The organism is Actinomadura sp. NPDC049382 (assembly GCF_040677125.1).
In the GTDB taxonomy this organism is placed as follows: Bacteria; Actinomycetota; Actinomycetes; order Streptosporangiales; family Streptosporangiaceae; genus Spirillospora; species Spirillospora geliboluensis.
Window position 1 is genome coordinate 1 of sequence record NZ_JBFARO010000157.1, and the last position, 18140, is coordinate 18140.

An 18140-nucleotide genomic window follows, 5' to 3' on the forward strand; every position below is an offset into this window, starting at 1 on the left:
GCCGCCGCGGGCGCCGCGGCGATGCTGGGCGGGGAGTGGAGCGCCCGGCTGCCCGGCCTGCTGCCGCTCGCGGGCGTGCGGCTGGCGCTGGACCCGCTGGGCGGCCTCTTCCTCGCCATCACGGGGGCGGTGGCCGTGTGCGCGGCCGTCTACGGCATCGGCTACACCCGGCACGGCGACCTGGGCGGACGCGTCCCGCAGGCGATGCTCCCGGTGTTCGCGGCGGCGATGACGCTCGTCCCGGCGGCGGCGAGCGTGAGCACGTTCCTGCTGGCGTGGGAGCTGATGGCGCTGGCGTCCCTGCTGCTGGTCGTGGCCGAGCACCGGAGCCGGGACGAGGTCCGCGCGGCGGGGCTCTGGTACGCGGTCATGACGCATCTCGGGCTCGTGGTGATCCTCGCCGGGCTCGCCGGTTTCGCGGCGGCCGCGCACGGCGAGTCGTTCGAGCGGCTCCGCGCGGCGGCGGACGGGCTCCCGCCGGCGGGACGCGCCGCCGTGTTCCTCGCGGTCCTGCTCGGTTTCGCGTCCAAGGCCGGGATCGCCCCGCTGCACGTGTGGCTGCCGCGCGCCCATCCGGAGGCGCCGAGCCACGTGTCGGCGCTGATGAGCGCCGCCATGGTCAACCTCGGCGCGTACGGGATCGTGCGGGTCGGGTTCGACCTGCTGGGCGGCGGTCCGGCCTGGTGGTGGCTGATCGTCCTCGCGGCGGGGGGCCTCTCGGCCCTGTACGGCATCCTCCAGGCGGCCGTGGCCGCCGACCTCAAACGGCTCCTGGCCTACTCGACCTGCGAGAACATGGGCCTGGTCCTGGTGGGCGTCGGAGCGTCCGGGCTGTTCGCGGCGTCGGGCGCGCGCACGCTGTCCGCCCTCGCGCTGACCGCCGCGCTGCTGCACATCGTCAACCACGCCGGGTTCAAGACGCTGCTGTTCCTCGCGGCGGGATCGGTCCTGCACGCCACCGGCACCCGCGACCTGGACGCCCTCGGCGGCCTCCGGACCCGGATGCCCGCGACCACGGCGCTCTTCGGCGTCGGCGCGCTGATGGCCTCCGCGCTCCCGCTCGGCAACGGCTTCGTCAGCGAGTGGCTGCTGCTGCAGAGCCTCGTCCACGCCCTGCCGACCGGCGGGACGGTCATCGCGGTCACGATGCCGCTGGCCGTGGCGGCGGTGGCGCTGTCGGCGGGGCTCGCGATCGCCACGTTCGTGAAGGCGTTCGGGGTCGGGTTCCTCGCGCGGGCCCGCGGCGCGGCGGCCGAGCGGGCCCGCGAGGCGCCCGCGCCGATGCTCGCCGGGATGGCCGCGGCCGCCGGCGCCTGCGTCGTGCTGGCGCTGTCGCCGGGGCTCGTCCTGCCCGCGATCGCGCGGCCGGTGGCCGTCGCCGTGCCCGGCCCGGACGCCGTGTCGGGCCCGGTGACGCTCCGCCTCGCCGGGCTGTCCGGCACCATGTCGCCGCTGCTCATCGCCGTGTTCCTGCTGGTCGCCGCCGTCGGGCTGCTCGCGCTGCTGCGCGCCGCCGCGACCCGCCGGGCGGCCCGCCGCCCCGCCCGGCTGTGGGACTGCGGCGCCGGGCCCATGACCGCGCGGATGGAGTACACCGCGACGTCGTTCGCCGAGCCGCTGCAGCGCGTCTTCGACGACGTGCTCGCCCCCGAGACCGACCTCGACGTCACCCCGCTGAAGGAGTCGGCCTACCTCGTGGACAGCGTGACCTACCGGACGCGGATCGGCGACCGGGTCGAGCACCGGCTGTACCGTCCCGTCCTCGCGGCGGCGGCGCGGACCGGGGAGGCGGCGCGCGGCCTCGCCAACGGCAGCGTGCACCGCTACGTCGGGTACGGCTTCTACGCCGTCACCGGCCTGCTGATCGCCCTGGCGGTGGTCCGGTGAGCGGGATCCTCGGGGCGGTGCTCCAGGTCGTCCTCGTGGCGGCCGGCGCGCCGCTGCTGGTCGGGCTGATGCGGCAGGTCCGCGCGCGGGCGGAGGGACGCGCCGGGGCCGGCGTCCTGCAGCCATGGCGCGACCTGCGCAAACTCCTCCGCAAGGAGCCGATCACCCCGCACGGCACCGGCCCCCTGTTCCGCATGGCGCCGCTCGTCCTCGCCGGGTCGACGCTCGTCGTCGCGGCCGTGGTCCCGCTCGTCACGACCCGGTCCCCGCTGGACGGGGCCGCCGACCTGTTCGCCGTGACCGCGCTGCTCGCGCTCGGCACGGTCGCGCTCGCGCTCGCCGCCCTCGACACCGGCACCGCGTTCGGCGGCATGGGCGCGAGCCGCGAGATGGTCGTGCTGGCGCTCGTAGAGCCCACCATCCTGCTGTCGACGTTCGCGCTGTCGGTGCGCGCCGGCTCCACCAACCTCGGCGCGATCGTCACCGCGACGCTCGACGACCCGCAGCGCGCCGTGTTCCCCGCGAGCCTGCTCGCCCTCGTCGCGCTCGTGGTCGTCGTCATCGCCGAGGCGGGGCGGATGCCGGTGGACAACCCGTCCACCCACCTCGAACTGACGATGATCCACGAGGCGATGGTGCTGGAGTACGCGGGGCCCGACCTCGCGCTCGTCGAGTGGGCGTCGGCGATGCGGCTGACCGTGCTGCTCGGCCTGCTGTCGAACCTCTTCGTCCCGTGGGGCGTCGCCGGGGACTCCCTCGCGCTGCTGCCGGTCGGCGTCGCCGCCATCGCCGCCAAGGTCGCGGCGGGGGGCGCCGTGCTCGCCGCCGCCGAGGTCTTCATGGCGAAGCTCCGCATGTTCCGGGTGCCGGAGCTGCTCGCCGGCTCGTTCGTGCTGGCCCTGTTCGCCGTCGCCTCGTCCTTCTTCCTGGTGGCGCCATGAACCACACGACCTATGTGCAGCTCCTCAACGCGTCCTGCGGCGCCTTCCTGCTCACCGGGGTGCTGGTGCTGTGGCGCCGCGACCTCGCCGCGATCGTGCGGCTGTTCGCGCTGCAGGGCGCGGCGCTCGCGCTGCTCATCGCGGTCCTCGGCATCCACGAGGGCGACGCCGGCGTGGTCGCGCTGGCCGCGGGCATCGGGGCGCTGCGGACGCTGCTGCTCCCGTGGCTGCTGCGCCGCGCCCTGGCCGGGGGCGGGACGAGCCGCGAGACGCAGCCGCTGGTCAACGTGGCGGCCTCGCTCACCGTCGCGGCGCTGCTCGGCCTGCTCTGCTACGCCGTCACCCGCCCCATCGTGCGGCTGGACCCGACGCCCGCGACCCACGCCGTGCCGGTCGCGCTGACCGTCGTGCTGATCGGGCTCTTCGTGCTGGTGACGCGGCGCCGCGCCGTGTCCCAGATCGTCGGGTTCCTGCTCATGGACAACGGCATCACCGCGGTCGCGTTCCTCACCGCCTCGGGGGTGCCGCTCGTCGTGGAACTCGGCGTCTCGCTCGACGTCCTGCTGGCGGTGCTGGTGCTCCAGGTGCTGACCGCGCGGATGCGGGCCGCCTTCGGCGACACCGACCTGGACGACCTGCGGGAGCTGCGCGACTGATGACCCTGCTGCTGATCGCCCCCATCGGGGCGCCGCTGCTGGCCGTCGCGTGCCAGGCCGCCCTCGGGTGGCGGCGCGGGACGTCCTGGCTCGGCGCCGCCGCCGCCGCGGTGGTGCTGGCCTGCGGAATCGCGCTGGCCGCGACCGACCCGCAGACCGGGCCCGGCGGCCTGCTGCGCGCCGACGCGCTCAGCGCGTTCATGCTCATCGTGATCGGCACCGTGGCGCTGCCCGCGATGCTCGCGAGCCCCGCCTACCTGGCCGCCGAGGGGACGTCCCCGCGCGACGCGCGCCGGTACGGCGTCCTCACCCAGGCGTTCGTCGCCGCGATGGCGCTCGCCGTGCTGGCCGCGAGCCTCGGCATGCTGTGGGTCGCGATCGAGGCGACCACGGTGGTGACCGCGTTCCTCGTCGGGCACCGCCGCACCCGCAACGCGACCGAGGCCGCCTGGAAGTACGTCGTGATCTGCTCGGCCGGGATCGCGCTGGCCTTCCTCGGCGTCGTGCTGCTGCACTTCGCCGCGCAGCAGGCGCACGTCCCGGCCGCCGGCTCGCTCGGCTGGGCGGATCTCGCCGCCCACGCCGGGCGCCTCGACCCCGACGTCACGCGCATCGCCGTCGCGCTGCTCGTCCTCGGGTTCGGCGCCAAGGCCGGGCTCGCGCCGCTGCACGCCTGGCTGCCGGACGCGCACGGCCAGGCGCCGGCGCCGGTGTCCGCGCTCATGTCCGGAGCCCTGCTGTCGGTCGCCTTCTACGCCGTGCTGCGGGTCAAGGTGATCGCCGACGCGGCGCTCGGCGCCGGGTTCGTCCGGACGCTGCTGCTGACCGTCGCGCTGGCGTCCCTCGCGCTCGCCGCCGCCCTGCTGCTCGGGCAGCGCGACTACAAGCGGATGCTCGCCTACTCCAGCATCGAGCACATGGGCCTGATCGCGCTCGGTGCCGCGATCGGGACCCGGCTCGCCATGGCCGCCGTCCTGCTGCACGTCCTCGGGCACGGGCTCGCCAAGACGGTCGCGTTCCTCGCCGCCGGGCACCTCCAGCAGGCCGCCGGGACCAGCCGGATCGGCGCCGCGCGCGGCGTCGCCGCCCGCGCCCCGCTGGCCGCCGCCGCGTTCGGCGCCGCCGTGCTCGCGCTGCTCGGCTTCCCGCCGTTCAGCCTGTTCGCCAGCGAACTCGCCGTCTTCCGCGCCGGGTTCGCCGCCGGCCTCGGCTGGGCCGTCGCCGCCGCGCTCGCGCTGCTGCTCGCCGCCACCGCCGCCATCGCCGCCGGGACGGCCCGGATGCTGCTCGGCGGCCCGCGCACCGGGCCCGGCGCCGCGACACCGCCGTCCCGCCCGCCGCTCGGCGCGGCCGCCGCCCTGCTGCTCGGCCTGCCCGTCTGCGCCGCGGTCGGGATCGGCCTCGGCCCCCTGCACGGGCTCCTCCTCGACGCCGCCGCCGTCCTCGGAGCGCACTGATGACCACGACCGCCGACGACATCGACCCCGCCCGGCTGCCCGAGCGCGCCGCCGCGCTGCTGAGCGACGGGCACCGTCTCGCCCTGGCCGCCGCCCACGAGGACCCGGACGGCCTCCGCGCCGTCTACCTGTTCACCGCGCCCGGCCCGGACCGGCGCACCGAACTGCACGTCCGCCTCGACCGGGACGACCCGGCCGTGCCGAGCCTCGCCGGGCTCAGCTTCCCCGCCGGACGGTTCGAACGGGAGATGCACGACCTGTACGGGATCGTCCCGACCGGCCATCCGCTGCCGCGCCGGCTCGTCCGGCACCACCACTGGCCGCGCGGCTGGTACCCGATGCGCGCCGACGCCGGGCCGCCGCCCCCGTTCGGCGACCCCGCGGGCCCCTACCCGTTCGTCCGGGTCGACGGGCCCGGCGTGTACGAGATCCCGGTCGGGCCGGTGCACGCCGGGATGATCGAGCCGGGCCACTTCCGGTTCTCCGTCGTCGGCGAGAGCATCCTGAAGCTGAAGGCGCGGCTCTGGTTCGTCCACAAGGGGCTGGAGGAGCTGTTCCAGGGGCGCCCGCCGGGCGACGCGCTGCAACTGGCCGAACGCGTCAGCGGCGACACCACCGTCGGGCACGCCCTCGCCTTCTGCCTCGCCGTCGAGGACGCCGCCGGCTGCGTCGTGTCGCCCGGCGGGCAGCGCAGGCGGGCCCTCCTGCTCGAACTCGAACGCCTCTACAACCACGTGACCGACCTCGGCGCGCTCTGCAACGACGTCGGCCACTCGATCCTGAACGCCCAGTTCGGACGCATCCGCGAGCAGCTGCTCAGGCTCAACGCCGACGTGACCGGCCACCGGCTGCTGCGCGGCGGGGTGCTGCTCGGCGGCGCCGTCCTGCGCGCCGTGCCCGACCCCGCCGCGCTCCAGGCCATCGGCGCCGACGTCGCCGAACTCGCCGGCCTCGCCCTCGGGCACACCGTGGTCGCCGACCGCTTCACCGGCACCGCGCCGCTGTCCTCCGCCGCCGCGCGCGACCTCGGCGCCCTCGGCCCGGTCGCCCGCGCGAGCGGCGTCGACGCCGACGCCCGCCGCGACCACCCCTTCACCGACCTGCGCCCGGCGCTGACCGTCCCCACCGCCGGGACCGGCGACGTGCTCGCCCGGTTCCAGATCCGGGTGCGCGAGATCGCCGCGTCGATCGAGATCGTCCGCGACCTCGCCTACGCGATGAACCCCGGCCTGGTCTCCGCCTGGCCGCCGACCGGACGCCCCCGGCGCGCGTCCGGCGTCGGGATCGTGGAGGGCTGGCGCGGCGCCATCGTCCACCGCGTCGAACTCGCCCCGGACGGGACGCTGGCCCGCGTGAAGATCGTGGACCCGTCGTTCCTCAACTGGCCGGCCCTGCCGGTGGCGCTCAGCGGCACGATCGTCCCCGACTTCCCGCTGGTCAACAAGAGCTTCAACCTGTCCTACGCCGGCAACGACCTCTGACCGCGCCGACCGTGCGCGGCAGGCTCAGTGGTGCCAGGGGAGGCGGACGGGCTCGGCCGGGACGACGCCGGAGAGCAGGTCGGTGAGCAGCTCGGCGAGCCCGAACGGGTAGACCGGGTCCCGCGCGCCGGCCAGCTCGCCGAGCGTCCACCAGCGGTGGGCGCCGACGTGCTCGCGTTCGATCGGGGTGAACCCCGTGGTGTCGATGTCGTAGGCGGCCGTGCGGTACAGGAAGAAGTCGTCCCGGAACAGGCCCTTGGCCCAGCCGAGGTCGGCGTGGCCGGAGGTCACGGCGACCTGCGGGCCGAGGTCGCCGGGGGAGACGGCCAGGCCGGTCTCCTCGCGCAGCTCGCGGGCCGCCGCGGCGCGCAGGGTCTCGCCCGGCTCGATGCCGCCGCCCGGAGTGATCCAGCAGTACCCCGAGGCGGGGTCGCCGCCGGTCAGCGGCCAGCGGAACAGCAGGACGCGGTCGGCGTCGTCCACGAGCAGCACCCGCGCGGTGCGCCGCCGGTAGTTCTCGCCGGGCGCCGGGTCGCCGGCGGTGCGGCCGCCGGGCGGCGCACTCGTCATGTGGCGACTTCGGCGCTCAGCTTGGCCAGCTGCGCGTCGTAGATGCTCCGCAGCCCCTTGGGGGCGAAGGTGCGCTCGAAGAACCCGCCGATACCGCCCGCGCCGTCCCAGGTCGTCGTGACCTGGACGCGCGTGCCGCCGTCCGCCGGGGACACCGTCCAGGTGGTGACCATGGACGAGTTGGCGTCCCGCTCGACCAGCCGGTTCTCATCGGGGGTGCTGACGGTGAACAGGCAGTCGCGCACCCGCTTGCTGGTGGCCGCGAGCTTCCAGTGCACGACCGTGCCCGCGCCCTGGCCGCCCTCCCGCACCTCGTACTCGCTGAAGTGCTCGGTCAGCATCCGGGACCGCACGCCCGTGTAGTCGCCGAGCGCGTCGAGCACCCGCGCCGGGCTCGCCTGCAAGGTCGTCTCCGCGGTGACCACGACTTTTCCCATGCGGCCCATCCTCCCACCGCGCCGGACCCCCGGCGCCGCGCCCCCGGACGTGTCGGCACCTTTACCAGGCATTTTTCCTGGAGCAGCCCATGGAGTTACCGAAGATCGAAAATCGGGCGGATCGGGCCCCTAGAATCATGCGATCGCTACCCGCCAGGGGAGGTCCGTCATGAGCGGTGAGCATCATCCGGAGTGGGTGATCGACCCCGAGACCCCCAGCGTCGCCCGCATGTACGACTACTACCTCGGCGGCAAGGACAACTTCGCCGCCGACCGCGCCGCCGCCGACCAGGTGGTCGCGGCCATGCCGAACGTCCTGGAGTTCACCCGCGCCAACCGCGCGCTGCTGTCGCGGGCCGTCACGATGATGGCCGCGCGCGGCGTCCGGCAGTTCCTCGACATCGGCTCCGGGCTGCCGACGCAGGAGAACGTGCACGAGGTCGCGCAGCGCGCCGCTCCCGGCTCCCGCGTCATCTACGTCGACAACGACCCCATCGTCCTCGCGCACGCGCGGGCGCTGCTGGCCGACAACCCGCTGACCACCGTCGTGCAGGCCGACCTGCGCGAGCCGGAGACGATCCTGGGCCATCCCGAGGTCAAGGCGCGGATCGACTTCACGCAGCCGGTCGGGCTGTTATTGCTGGCCATCCTGCACTTCATCCCGGACGAGGAGCGCCCCGCCGAGATCGTGGCGAGGCTGCGCGCCCCCCTGGCTCCGGGCAGCTACCTGGCCATCTCCCACGGCCACCGGGGCGAGGTCACGCAGGACGTCGAGGACCAGGTGCGCTCCGCCTACGGCCGGACCGGCGCCGGCGACATCATCCCGCGCGGGGCCGCCGAGGTGACGGCGTTCTTCGCGGGTACCGAGCTGGTCGGGCCCGGCCTGGTCCAGGTCGCCGACTGGCGGGCGGACGCCGAGCCGTTCCGGTCCGACATGTCCCGGCCGGGCTTCCTCGCCGCCGTGGGACGGGTGGTGTGATGCTGCCCCTCGGATTCCTGTTCAGCCGGGCGTTCAGCGAGGACCCGTACGCCGCCTACGCGGAACTGCGGGCCTCCGGGCCGGTCCACCCGATCGACTTCCCCGAGGGGGCCACCGCGTTCCTGGTGGTCGACCACGAGCACGGGCGCGCGGCCCTGGCCGATCCGCGCCTGTCCAAGGACGTCTCTCACAGCGCCGTGCCGGTGAACGGCGAGCAGTTCTTCGGCGGCACCATGCTCGCCATGGACCCGCCCGACCACACCCGGCTGCGCGGGCTGATGGCCAAGGCGTTCACGTCCCGGCGGGTGGAGCGGCTGCGGCCCCGCGTCCAGGAGATCACCGACGGGCTGCTGGACGGCATCGCGGCGCGCGGCGCGGCGGACCTGATCGAGGACCTCGCCGTCCCGCTGCCGGTGCAGGTCATCTGCGAGCTGCTCGGCGTGCCCGCGTCCGACCGGGCCCGGTTCCGCGAGTGGACGGCCGTGCTGACCGTCCCGGCGCTGACCTCCGAGGCCCGCGCCCACCGCCGCGACGTCGCCCGCGCGTTCAACGGCTACCTGACCGAGGTCATCGCCGAGCGGCGCGCCCGTCCGGAGGACGACCTGGTCAGCGCGCTCATCACCGCCCGCGACGGGGACGCCGCGCTGACCGAGCCCGAGTTGCTGGCCGGTATCGCGCTGCTGCTCATCGCGGGGCACGAGACCACGGTCAACCTCATCGGCAACGGCGTGCTCGCGCTGCTCCGGGAGCCCGACCAGATGGCGCTGCTCCGGGCCGAGCCCGAGCTGCTGCCGGCGGCCGTCGAGGAGCTGCTGCGCTACGACGGCCCGGTGGAGCGGGCCAGCCAGCGCATCGCCCTGGAGGACATGGAGATCGCGGGCACGTTCGTCCCGAAGGGCGCCTGGGTGCACGTCTCGCTCGGCGCGGCCGACCGCGACCCCGCCGTGTTCGACGACCCCGACCGGCTGGACGTGACGCGCGCCCCGAAGCGGCACGTCGCCTTCGGCCACGGGCTCCACTTCTGCCTCGGCGCACCGCTGGCCCGGCTGGAGGGGCAGATCGCGATCGGCGGCCTGCTGGACCGCTTCCCCGGCCTGGCCCTCGCCGTCCCGCCCGCCGACCTGCGCCACCACCGCACCGGCTCCATCGTCCGCGGCCTGGTCGCCCTTCCCGTCCGCGTCTGACGGCTCCGCGTCCGATCCGTTACCACCAGCCGAAGGCGAGCCAGGTGAGGAGCGGCGCGACCGGGATCGAGACGAGCCCGTAGACCAGGAGCTGGCGGAACAGGCGGGGCCGCGCCGAGGGTTCGGCGGCGCCGAGGATCAGGCCGCCGGTGATGCCGAGCGGGTTGATGTCGACCAGCACCGAGGCCAGCGCGAGGGCGAGCACGCCGCCGACCGGGGACACGCCGTCGGCCACCAGCGGGGGCAGCAGCGGCATCGTCGTGATGAACACCGCGATCGAGCTGGCGGCGAACGAGGTCACCCCGGCGATGTAGCACAGCACCAGCAGGCTGAGCAGCGGCGACCCGTCCACCCTGAGCAGGTCGCTGATCTGCTTGAACGCGCCGAGGTGCTGCATCAGGCCGACGTAGGTCAGCAGGCCGCCGATCAGCAGGACGACGTTCCACGGGATCCGCGACACGATCTCGCCGGACGGCAGCCGGAGCGCCAGTTGCAGCACCAGCGCCGCGGTCAGGCCGAGGTAGCCCACGTTCATGTCGAAGCCGACCGAGAGCGCGACGACCGCGAGCAGGCAGAGGACCGTGAGGGCGCGGGCCCCGGTTCCCTCGCGCACATCCGCCGGTGCCGGGGCGGCGGGCCCGTCCGAGGCGAGGGCCGGAGGCGGGGCGGTGATCCGGCCGGGCGGCACGGCGCCCGTGCGGGTGCCGACGACCAGCAGGGCCGCGCAGACGACCAGCCCGGTGACCAGGCCGCCGAGCAGGAACGTCAGCGGTGCCGAGCCGGGCAGCGCGATGCCCTGCTTCTCGCTCAGCTCCCGCGCCGTGACGCCGTAGACGGCGAGCGGCGACAGCAGCCCGCCGATGATGCCGGTGATGCCGAGGACGGCGGCGATCAGCGGCGAGATCCGGTACCGGGCGGCGAAGCCCAGCGCGATCGGGGACACGATCGCGGTCGCGGCGGCGGGCAGGGTGCCGACCGCGGTGAGCACGGCGCCGATGACGAACGGGACCAGCACGATGAGCACGAGCCGCCCGCGGACGAGGCGCAGCAGCAGGTCGAGCAGCCAGTCCAGGGTGCCGTTGAGGTGGGCGACGGCGAACAGTGCGGTCACCCCGACGATCAGCACGAAGAAGTCGGCGGGGAAGAAGCCCGTCACCTCGTCGGTGGCGACGTCGGCGGCGAGGCCGAGCAGGAACGCGGCGGCGAGCGCGCCGAGCCCGAGGTCGAACGCGGGGAGAAGGGTCGCCGCGAACAGGGCGACCAGCACGATGATGGACAGGGTCGCCATTCAGACCACTCCTCGGTGGCGCAGGTCGGCGATCTCCGGGTCCCCGAGCCCGGCGAGGTCGCGCAGTACTTCGGCCGTGTGCTCGCCGAGGGCCGGCGCGGCGCCGCCGATGACGGCGCCGAAGCCGGAGAAGCGGCCGGCCGGCGCCTGCATGAGGCGGCGGCGGCCGGTGCGCTCGTCCAGGACCTCCACCACCGACCCGCGGGCGCGGATGTGCGGGTCGGCGCAGATGTCGGCCGCCGAGTTCACCGGGCCCGCCGCGACCCCGGCGTCCCGCAGCAGCGCCATGAGCGGGTCGAGGTCGCGGGCGGCGACGAACGCGGCGACCCGCGCCTCGATCTCCTCGCGGTGCTCCAGCCGGGCGGTCATGGAGTCGTGGACGGCGAGGTCGGGGGCGTCCATGACCGCGACGAGCCGACGCCACATCTGCTCGGTGGAGGCGGGCAGCGCCAGCCAGCGGCCGTCGCGGGTCCGGTAGAGGCTGTTCGGGCTGATGTGCGGGTTCCGGTTGCCCTGCCGCCCCCGGTTCTCGCCGGTGGCGCCGTACTCGACGATGAAGTCCTCCATCATCCGCAGCAGCGGCTCGTAGAGGGGGATGTCGGCGAGCTGCGCCTCGCCGGTGCGGTCGCGCTGCCGCAGGGCGAGCAGGGCCGCGAACGCGGCGTAGATGCCGGTGACGCCGTCGGCCACGGGGTAGCCGGCGAAGACCGGCGGCCGGTCCGGGTCGCCGGTCCGGTGGGTGAGGCCCGCGAACGCCTCCGCGACGCGGGCGAAGCCGGGCCGGTCGGCGTAGGGGCCGGTGCGGCCGAACGCGCTCACGTGCACCATCACGAGGTCGGGCCGGTACGCCCGCAGGTCGTCGAAGTCGATGCGGAAGCGGCGCAGCGCCGCCGGGCGGAAGTTGGTCACCACGATGTCGGCGGCGGCGGCCAGCCGCCCGACGAGGTCCGCCGCCTCGGGGCGGTGCAGGTCGATCGTGACGCTCCGCTTGGCGCGGGCCAGCATCGCCCAGGCGGCCGACTCGCCGTCCTCCAGCGGCGGGTAGCGGCGCGCCGGGTCGCCCTCGGCGGGATGCTCGATCTTGATCACCTCGGCGCCGAACTCGCCGAGCAGCGAGGACGCCAGGGGGCCGGCCAGGATCGTCGACACGTCCAGGACGCGCACTCCGCTCAGCGGACCGTCAGGCACCGGGGATTCCTTTCACTGGAGGACGTTCGGGCAGGTCGGAGAACCGACCTACGCACCATGCACCGGCGGTGACCTGCCGGGGAAGACGCGTTCTCCGTTCACGGGTGAAAGGTTCTGCTTCTATAGTCGGCCGATGCGTGTCGAACGGGCGCGGTACTTCCTGGCCGCCGTCGAGACCGGGTCGCTGCGCGCGGCCGCCGCCCGCTGCGGCGTCAGCCAGCCCGCGATCGGGCAGCAGATCGGGCTGCTGGAGGAGGAGCTCGACGTCGTCCTGCTCACCCGCGGCCGGCACGGCGTGCGGCCGACACCGGCCGGCCAGGCGCTGATCGAGCCGCTCGGCCGGCTCGTCGCCGCCGAGGACGCGGTGCGCGCGTCGGCGATGGAGGCGAGCGGCGCCTACCGGGGCCGGGTCCAGATCGGGGCCGTCTCGGTGGCCGCGGAGACGATCATCGCCCCGGTGGTGGGGCGGCTGCGGGAGCGGCATCCGGGGCTGCGGTTCGGCGTCCGCGAGGGCGCCTCGGGCGCCGTCGAGGACGCCGTGCTCGACGGCGAGCTGGACTTCGGGGTCGTCACCATGCCGGAGAGCCCGGCGGCGCCGGGGCTGAGCAGGACGCCGCTCGTCTCCGCCCCGCTCGGGATCTTCGTCCGCACCGACCATCCGCTCGCCGGGCGCGGGCAGGTCCACTGGCGCGACCTCGGGACCTGGCCGGTCGTCACCATGCGGGCGGGCACGGTGATGTGGGAGACGCTGCACCGGCACGTTCCCGAACCCGACGTCGTCGTCCAGGCCATGTCGGCGCGCACCGTCAAGGTGATGGTGGCGCGGGGGGCCGGGCTCGGCGTCCTCGCCCGCTTCCCCACCTCGGCCGACATCGCCGGCCTGGTCTGGCTGCCGCTGCGCGACGCGCCGCCCGTCCAGCTGTGCCTGACCCAGCGGCGGGACGGGCGGCCCTCGCCGTCCGCGCTCATCGTCCGGCGGCTCATCCGCGCGGAGGCGGACGGGCTCGCCGGACGGGAGCCGGCGGCGCGCGGGGTCAGCTGATCGCGCAGGTGTCGACCACGTTCCCGGACTCCTGCCGGGGGACGGTCGTGCTCGGCGGGGGCGCCTGGCCGCCGCGCGGGGCGGTCCAGCGTTCGAGGGCGTCGAACGCCGTCCGCATGCAGGGCAGCAGCGGGCGCATCCGGTCCGGGAACATGTCGTATTCGAGGTCGAGGTGGGAGGCGCCCTCGATCCGGTAGTAGCGGTGCAGCGCGCCCCTGCCCCGCTCCCGGACCTTGCGGTCGTAGGCGTCGCCGTGGACCTTGATCGGGAGGAGCGTGTCCAGGGTGCCCTGCACCGTGATCAGCGGCTTGCCGATGCGGCCCGTCATCCCGAGCCGCTCCACCGTCCTGTGGACGCTCCTGGGACGCGCGTGGTAGCGGTAGTCGGTGTCGCAGTTCGGCGTGCCGCTCTCGCAGTAGGGGACGCCCGCCTCCAGGTCGCCGTCGTAGGACGGGTCGACCTCCTCGCGGTAGATGCGCTGCGTGTTGTCCCAGAGGACGCTGTAGTTGAAGTCCCAGAGGAACTCCGAGCCCGGCGCGAAGCCCGCCTCGAGCATCGCGGCATGAGCCGCCGGGTCGCCGGTCGCCGCGTACTTCGGGTAGTTGCGCAGCGCCACCGGCAGGTAGACCAGCGCGTTGTCGCCGCCGTCCCGGGGCCAGTACGTGCCCTCGGAGTCGAGGCCGCCGTCGTACAGCTCGGGGTGGTCCTCCAGGGCCTTGCGCACGAGCTGGCCGCCGTTGGAGATGCCGGCCGCGTACGTCCTGCGCAGCGGCTTGCCGTAGTGGCGGGCCACCGTCGTCCTGGCCGCGACGGTGAGCTGCGTCATCCGGCGGTACCACTCTGCGATGGCGTCGCCGGGGCGGCGGCCGTCCTTGAAGAACGTCGCGCCGTTGTTGCCCTTGTCGGTGGAGGCGAACGCGTACCCCTTCGCCAGCACCCAGTCGGAGATGGTGAAGTCGTTGGCGTACTGGAGCCGCGTCCCCGGCGCCCCGGAGACCACCAGCCCGCCGTTCCACCGCTCCGGGAGCCGGATCACGAACTGGGAGTCGTGGTTCCAGCCGTGGGTGGTGTTGAACGAGGAGTCGTCCCGGAAGTAGCCGTCGATCTGGACGCCCGGCACGCCGCTCGGGTTCTTCGTGGCGGCCGCGTGCAGCCCCGTCCACTGGGCGGGGACGGTGTGGCCGGAGGCGACCGTGCCCGCGGTCGTCAGGTCGTCCAGGCAGGCGGCGACCTGCCGTTCCGCACCGGGGACGCGGACTCGGTCCAGGCCGGCGCAGCGGGCGCCGGCCTGCGCGGACGGGACGGCCATCGCGACCAGCGGGACGGCCAGCAGCGGCCCCAGCAGGGCCGATACGACGGAGGGTCTGCGGACGACGGGCATGTGCGGCCTCCGGGGGACGACGGGACGGGGCTCGCCGGTCGGCCCCGTGCGAGAAGCCATGCTGAGCGACCGGCGGACGGCGGGGCCACGTTCCCGAGCACACTCTTCGCCCGCGTCCTGTGGTGCCTCGGGCCTGCCGATGTGCGCGGCCTCATAGCGGAGCGCCCGAATATGTGCTCGATCACCTGGTTCGCCGGCCCGGCCGCCGCCTAGCGTTCACGGTCACGGCGGCCCGGATGTGGCGCGGGTCACGCCTTGACGCGTGAGGAGGGCGCATGGGCGATCTCGTCTCGCAGGCCCCGGTGCTGAAGGCGCGGGGCCTGGTCCGGGAGTTCCGCGGTTTCCGTGCCGTGGACGGTGTGGACCTGGATGTGGGGGAGGGGTCCGTGCACGCGCTGGTGGGGCCGAACGGCGCCGGCAAGACGACGTTGTTCAACCTGCTGACCGGGTTCTTGAAGCCGACCGCGGGCAGCGTCCGGTTGGGGCGGCATGAGCTTGCGGGGCGGAGCCCGGAGGCGATCACCCGGTTGGGCGTGGCGCGCTCGTTCCAGATCACCAGCCTGTTCGCCGAGCTGACCCCGCGCCGGCACATGGAGCTGGCGCTGGCCGCCGGCACCGGGCTCGGCTGGCGGTTCTGGCGCTCCGACCGGGCGCTCGACCGCTTCGCCGGGCGCGCAGGGGAGCTCCTCGCCCAGGTCGGGCTGGAGGAGCAGGCGGACGTCGCGGCGGGCGCGCTGTCGTACGGCAGCAAGCGCGCCCTGGAACTGGCGCTCGCTTTGGCTCTCGACCCCACGGTGCTGCTGCTGGACGAGCCGACCGCCGGCATGGGTGTGGAGGACGTGGAACGCACCATCGCCCTCGTCCGCAAGATCCGGGCGGGGCGGACGGTGGTTCTGGTCGAGCACAACATGAGTGTGGTCGCGAGCCTGGCCGACCGGGTGACGGTGCTTCAGCACGGCCAGGTCCTGGTCGAAGGGCCGTATGCCGATATCCGCCACGACCCGCGCGTGGTCACTGCCTACCTCGGAGACTCCCATGCTGCGCGTTGAAGGACTGTCGGCCTGGTACGGCGAGGCCCAGGCCCTGCGCGACGTTTCGCTGCACGTCGACAAGGGCGAGATCGTGACGCTCGTCGGCCGCAACGGCGCCGGCAAGACCACACTGCTGCGCTGCCTGATGGGACTACACGGCTCCCAAGGCAGAACCACGGGCACGATCACGCTGAGCGGTGAGGACATGCGCGGCCTGAGCCCGCATAAGCGCGCCCGTCGCGGCCTTGGTTACGTGCCGGACGACCGCGGCATCTTCGCCACCCTCTCGGTGGAGGAGAACCTCACGTTGCCGCCGCGCATGGGCGAGGGAGCCTGGCCGCTGGAGCAGGTGTACGAGACCTTCCCGCGGTTGAAGGAGCGGCGGCGGTTCCCCGGGACGAAGCTGTCGGGCGGTGAGCAGCAGATGCTCGCGCTGGCGCGGGTGCTGCGGACGGGCGCGCGGCTGCTGCTGTGCGACGAGCCCACCGAGGGTCTGTCGCCGCTGATCGTCCAGCAGATCGGCGCCATCCTGCGCGAGGTCAAGGCCGCCGGGGTGACCGTCCTGCTGATCGAGCAGAACGTGCACTTCGCCGCCACCGTCGCCGACCGCCACCACCTGCTCGCCGAGGGCCGGATCGTCGAGTCGCTCGACAGCGGCCAGGTCCGCGAGCGCGAGCACGAACTGCTCGACTACCTCGGGATCTGACCGTGCCCCCGAGGCCGACTCGCCGAACCGTTGGGAACAGAGGAGACGCCTGAATGAGGATCATGGGCTGGAGCCGCGGCCTGGCCGCGACCGGGCTGCTGCTGGCGGGGTGCGCGGGCGGACCGGGCGGGAGCGGAGGGAAGATCAGCGACGGCAAGGTGGTGCTGGCCGTCCTGAACGACGCGTCGGGGATCTACGCCGACACCTCCGGCCGCGCCACCGTCGAGGCGGTCAGGATGGCCGTCGCCGACTACCGGGCGAAGTACGGCGGCAAGGCGGTGGCCGGGAAGATCGAGGTCGAGGCCGCCGACCACCAGAACAAGCCGGAGATCGCCAACTCCAAGGCGCAGGAACTCTACGACCGCAAGAAGGCCGACCTCATCGTGGACGTCCCGACCTCGTCCGCGGCCTTCGCCGTCGCCACCATCGCGAAGAACAAGAAGAAGGTGTTCATCGACGTCGGCGCCGCCAGCACGGAGCTGGAGGGCAAGCAGTGCAACAAGTACACCTTCCACTACGGCTACAACAGCTACATGCTCGCGAACGGGACGGGCTCGGAAGTCACCAAGGACGGCCTCAAGAACTGGTACATGGTCTACCCCGACTATGCGTTCGGGCAGGACATGCAGAAGACGTTCGGCACGGCCATCAAGGGCGCCGGCGGGACGGTGGTCAAGAGCGACCCGACGCCGTTCCCGAACGACAACTTCTCCACGTTCCTGCTGAAGGCGCCGAACCTCGACCCCAAGCCGCAGGTGCTCGGATCCATGCACGCGGGCGGCGACCTGGTCAACCTGGTGAAGCAGTACAACGAGTACAAGCTGCGCGACAAGGGCGTCCGGCTCGCGGTCGGGCTGCTGTCCCTCAGCGACATCCACTCGCTCGGCCCGGACGCGCTGGCCGGGGTCCAGCACACCGACATGTGGTACTGGAACCTCGACGAGAGGTCCCGCGCCTGGGCCGACAGGTTCCAGGCCAAGACCGGTAAGCGGCCCACGTCCAACATGGGCGCCAACTACTCGGCCGCCCTGCAGTACCTGGAGGCGGTGCAGCGCGCCGGTACCGACAGGCCGGACGAGGTGGTCGCGCAGCTGGAGGGCGCCGAGATCGACGACATGTTCGCCCGCAACGCCACCATCCGCGCCGCCGACCACCTGCTGCTGCACGACGCGTACCTGTCGCAGGTGAAGCCGGCGAGCGAGGTCAAGGAGCCCTGGGACTACGAGAAGGTCCTCAAGACGGTCCCGGCGGCGGAGGCGTTCCAGCCGCAGCCGGACCCGGCCTGCGAACTCTGAGGCGGGGCCGACGTGCTGCAACAGGCGTTCAACGGCCTGGTGGGCGGGGCGTTCTACGCCCTGCTCGCCCTCGGCCTCGCCGTCATCTTCGGAATGCTCGGCGTCGTCAACCTCGCTCACGGCGCGTTCTACATGCTGGGCGCGTTCGGGGCGTTCATCGCGCTCGACTCGCTCGGCCTGAACTTCTGGCTGGCGCTCGTGCTGGTGCCACTGGCGCTGGGCGCGGCGGGGATCGTCCTGGAACGGGCGTTCATCCGGCGGCTGACCCCGCTGGATCCGCTCTACAACTTCCTGTTCACCTTCGGTCTGGCGCTCATTTTGCAAGACCTGGTGAAACGGCAGTACGGGGTCAACTCCCAGCCGTACCCCAGGCCGTCCCAACTCGGCGGCACGGTGAACTTGGGATTGTTCAGCTACCCGGCCTATCAGGTGTTCGTGCTGGCGGTGTCCGTGCTGGTGTGCGGTGGAGTGTGGGTCGTACTGACCCGCACCCGGGTGGGGATGATCGTGCGGGCGGCGACGGAGAAGCCGGAGTTGTCGCGGGCGCTGGGCATCGACGTGGGCCGCTGGGTCACGCCGGTGTTCGGGTTCGGGATCGCGCTGGCGGCGTTCGCCGG

At 73.8% G+C, this 18140-nt stretch carries 17 protein-coding genes; 12 read left to right on the forward strand and 5 right to left on the reverse strand.

Annotated features, from left to right (window positions below; genetic code table 11):
• From AB0K34_RS41760 to AB0K34_RS41780, 5 genes are all read left to right on the forward strand, one after another.
• Window positions 1–1887 (forward strand): proton-conducting transporter membrane subunit (locus AB0K34_RS41760; protein WP_364554236.1); only part of this gene is annotated, 1887 nt, incomplete at its 5' end.
• Entirely contained in the window at window positions 1884–2828 is a 945-nt protein-coding gene (locus AB0K34_RS41765) for an NADH-quinone oxidoreductase subunit H (RefSeq protein ID WP_240807684.1), read from the forward strand. The genes AB0K34_RS41760 and AB0K34_RS41765, both read left to right, overlap by 4 nt.
• Window positions 2825–3484, forward strand: a complete 660-nt coding sequence (locus AB0K34_RS41770; protein ID WP_364554238.1) for a hypothetical protein — start codon at window positions 2825–2827, stop codon at window positions 3482–3484. The genes AB0K34_RS41765 and AB0K34_RS41770 overlap by 4 nt, the downstream gene beginning before the upstream one ends.
• Window positions 3484–4941 (forward strand): proton-conducting transporter membrane subunit, encoded by a 1458-nt coding sequence (locus AB0K34_RS41775; protein WP_364554240.1) that lies wholly within the window; start codon window positions 3484–3486, stop codon window positions 4939–4941. The genes AB0K34_RS41770 and AB0K34_RS41775 overlap by 1 nt, the downstream gene beginning before the upstream one ends.
• Window positions 4941–6422, forward strand: coding sequence for an NADH-quinone oxidoreductase subunit C (locus AB0K34_RS41780; protein WP_364554242.1), 1482 nt, complete (start codon window positions 4941–4943; stop codon window positions 6420–6422). The genes AB0K34_RS41775 and AB0K34_RS41780 overlap by 1 nt, the downstream gene beginning before the upstream one ends.
• 24 nt (window positions 6423–6446) lie before the next feature.
• On the opposite strand, the gene AB0K34_RS41785 is transcribed toward AB0K34_RS41780, so the two are convergent.
• Window positions 6447–6992: an NUDIX domain-containing protein gene (locus AB0K34_RS41785; RefSeq protein WP_301176007.1), complete on the reverse strand. Its 546-nt coding sequence runs from the start codon at window positions 6990–6992 to the stop codon at window positions 6447–6449.
• Window positions 6989–7429 carry an SRPBCC family protein gene (locus tag AB0K34_RS41790; RefSeq protein WP_364554244.1) on the reverse strand — a complete coding sequence of 147 codons (441 nt, stop codon included), beginning with the start codon at window positions 7427–7429 and terminating at the stop codon, window positions 6989–6991. The genes AB0K34_RS41785 and AB0K34_RS41790 overlap by 4 nt, the downstream gene beginning before the upstream one ends.
• Window positions 7430–7598: 169 nt before the next feature.
• On the opposite strand from AB0K34_RS41790, the gene AB0K34_RS41795 reads away from it, so the two are divergent.
• On the forward strand, window positions 7599–8408 hold the full coding sequence (locus AB0K34_RS41795) for an SAM-dependent methyltransferase (protein ID WP_364554245.1): 810 nt from the start codon (window positions 7599–7601) through the stop codon (window positions 8406–8408).
• Window positions 8408–9592, forward strand: a complete 1185-nt coding sequence (locus AB0K34_RS41800; protein WP_364554247.1) for a cytochrome P450 — start codon at window positions 8408–8410, stop codon at window positions 9590–9592. Before AB0K34_RS41795 ends, AB0K34_RS41800 begins: the two co-directional genes overlap by 1 nt.
• Window positions 9593–9611: 19 nt before the next feature.
• Here AB0K34_RS41800 and AB0K34_RS41805 read toward each other — a convergent pair whose 3' ends face one another.
• Together AB0K34_RS41805 and AB0K34_RS41810 are read right to left on the reverse strand one after the other, a co-directional pair.
• Window positions 9612–10880, reverse strand: a complete 1269-nt coding sequence (locus AB0K34_RS41805; RefSeq protein ID WP_364554249.1) for an SLC13 family permease — start codon at window positions 10878–10880, stop codon at window positions 9612–9614.
• Window positions 10881–12068 (reverse strand): CoA transferase, encoded by a 1188-nt coding sequence (locus tag AB0K34_RS41810; RefSeq protein WP_138637029.1) that lies wholly within the window; start codon window positions 12066–12068, stop codon window positions 10881–10883.
• Between the two features lie 133 nt (window positions 12069–12201).
• Here AB0K34_RS41810 and AB0K34_RS41815 point away from each other — a divergent pair, with 133 nt between their 5' ends.
• The gene (locus AB0K34_RS41815; protein WP_364554251.1) at window positions 12202–13110 is read left to right on the forward strand and encodes a LysR family transcriptional regulator; all 909 of its coding nucleotides are present in this window, start codon (window positions 12202–12204) and stop codon (window positions 13108–13110) included.
• Here the strand turns inward: AB0K34_RS41815 and AB0K34_RS41820 are convergent.
• Window positions 13103–14491: a tannase/feruloyl esterase family alpha/beta hydrolase gene (locus AB0K34_RS41820; protein ID WP_364554253.1), complete on the reverse strand. Its 1389-nt coding sequence runs from the start codon at window positions 14489–14491 to the stop codon at window positions 13103–13105. The two genes, AB0K34_RS41815 and AB0K34_RS41820, sit on opposite strands and share 8 nt — an antisense overlap.
• 275 nt (window positions 14492–14766) lie before the next feature.
• Here AB0K34_RS41820 and AB0K34_RS41825 point away from each other — a divergent pair, with 275 nt between their 5' ends.
• The 4 genes from AB0K34_RS41825 to AB0K34_RS41840 all read left to right on the forward strand — a co-directional run.
• Window positions 14767–15540 carry an ABC transporter ATP-binding protein gene (locus AB0K34_RS41825; protein WP_364554255.1) on the forward strand — a complete coding sequence of 258 codons (774 nt, stop codon included), beginning with the start codon at window positions 14767–14769 and terminating at the stop codon, window positions 15538–15540.
• Window positions 15527–16228 carry an ABC transporter ATP-binding protein gene (locus AB0K34_RS41830; RefSeq protein ID WP_364554257.1) on the forward strand — a complete coding sequence of 234 codons (702 nt, stop codon included), beginning with the start codon at window positions 15527–15529 and terminating at the stop codon, window positions 16226–16228. Before AB0K34_RS41825 ends, AB0K34_RS41830 begins: the two co-directional genes overlap by 14 nt.
• A 53-nt stretch (window positions 16229–16281) precedes the next feature.
• Window positions 16282–17523 carry an ABC transporter substrate-binding protein gene (locus tag AB0K34_RS41835; RefSeq protein WP_364554259.1) on the forward strand — a complete coding sequence of 414 codons (1242 nt, stop codon included), beginning with the start codon at window positions 16282–16284 and terminating at the stop codon, window positions 17521–17523.
• A gap of 12 nt (window positions 17524–17535) precedes the next feature.
• Window positions 17536–18140 (forward strand): branched-chain amino acid ABC transporter permease (locus tag AB0K34_RS41840; protein WP_364554261.1); only part of this gene is annotated, 605 nt, incomplete at its 3' end.

Bases quoted from the DNA above. Each gene is read 5' to 3' on its own strand.
- AB0K34_RS41785 (WP_301176007.1), bottom strand. From the start codon at position 6,992: ATGACGAGTGCGCCGCCCGGCGGCCGCACCGCCGGCGACCCGGCGCCC.
- AB0K34_RS41790 (WP_364554244.1), bottom strand. From the start codon at position 7,429: ATGGGAAAAGTCGTGGTCACCGCGGAGACGACCTTGCAGGCGAGCCCG.
- AB0K34_RS41820 (WP_364554253.1), bottom strand. From the start codon at position 14,491: ATGCCCGTCGTCCGCAGACCCTCCGTCGTATCGGCCCTGCTGGGGCCG.
- AB0K34_RS41825 (WP_364554255.1), top strand. From the start codon at position 14,767: ATGGGCGATCTCGTCTCGCAGGCCCCGGTGCTGAAGGCGCGGGGCCTG.
- AB0K34_RS41795 (WP_364554245.1), top strand. From the start codon at position 7,599: ATGAGCGGTGAGCATCATCCGGAGTGGGTGATCGACCCCGAGACCCCC.
- AB0K34_RS41770 (WP_364554238.1), top strand. From the start codon at position 2,825: ATGAACCACACGACCTATGTGCAGCTCCTCAACGCGTCCTGCGGCGCC.
- AB0K34_RS41830 (WP_364554257.1), top strand. From the start codon at position 15,527: ATGCTGCGCGTTGAAGGACTGTCGGCCTGGTACGGCGAGGCCCAGGCC.
- AB0K34_RS41800 (WP_364554247.1), top strand. From the start codon at position 8,408: ATGCTGCCCCTCGGATTCCTGTTCAGCCGGGCGTTCAGCGAGGACCCG.
- AB0K34_RS41775 (WP_364554240.1), top strand. From the start codon at position 3,484: ATGACCCTGCTGCTGATCGCCCCCATCGGGGCGCCGCTGCTGGCCGTC.
- AB0K34_RS41805 (WP_364554249.1), bottom strand. From the start codon at position 10,880: ATGGCGACCCTGTCCATCATCGTGCTGGTCGCCCTGTTCGCGGCGACC.
- AB0K34_RS41815 (WP_364554251.1), top strand. From the start codon at position 12,202: ATGCGTGTCGAACGGGCGCGGTACTTCCTGGCCGCCGTCGAGACCGGG.
- AB0K34_RS41780 (WP_364554242.1), top strand. From the start codon at position 4,941: ATGACCACGACCGCCGACGACATCGACCCCGCCCGGCTGCCCGAGCGC.
- AB0K34_RS41835 (WP_364554259.1), top strand. From the start codon at position 16,282: ATGAGGATCATGGGCTGGAGCCGCGGCCTGGCCGCGACCGGGCTGCTG.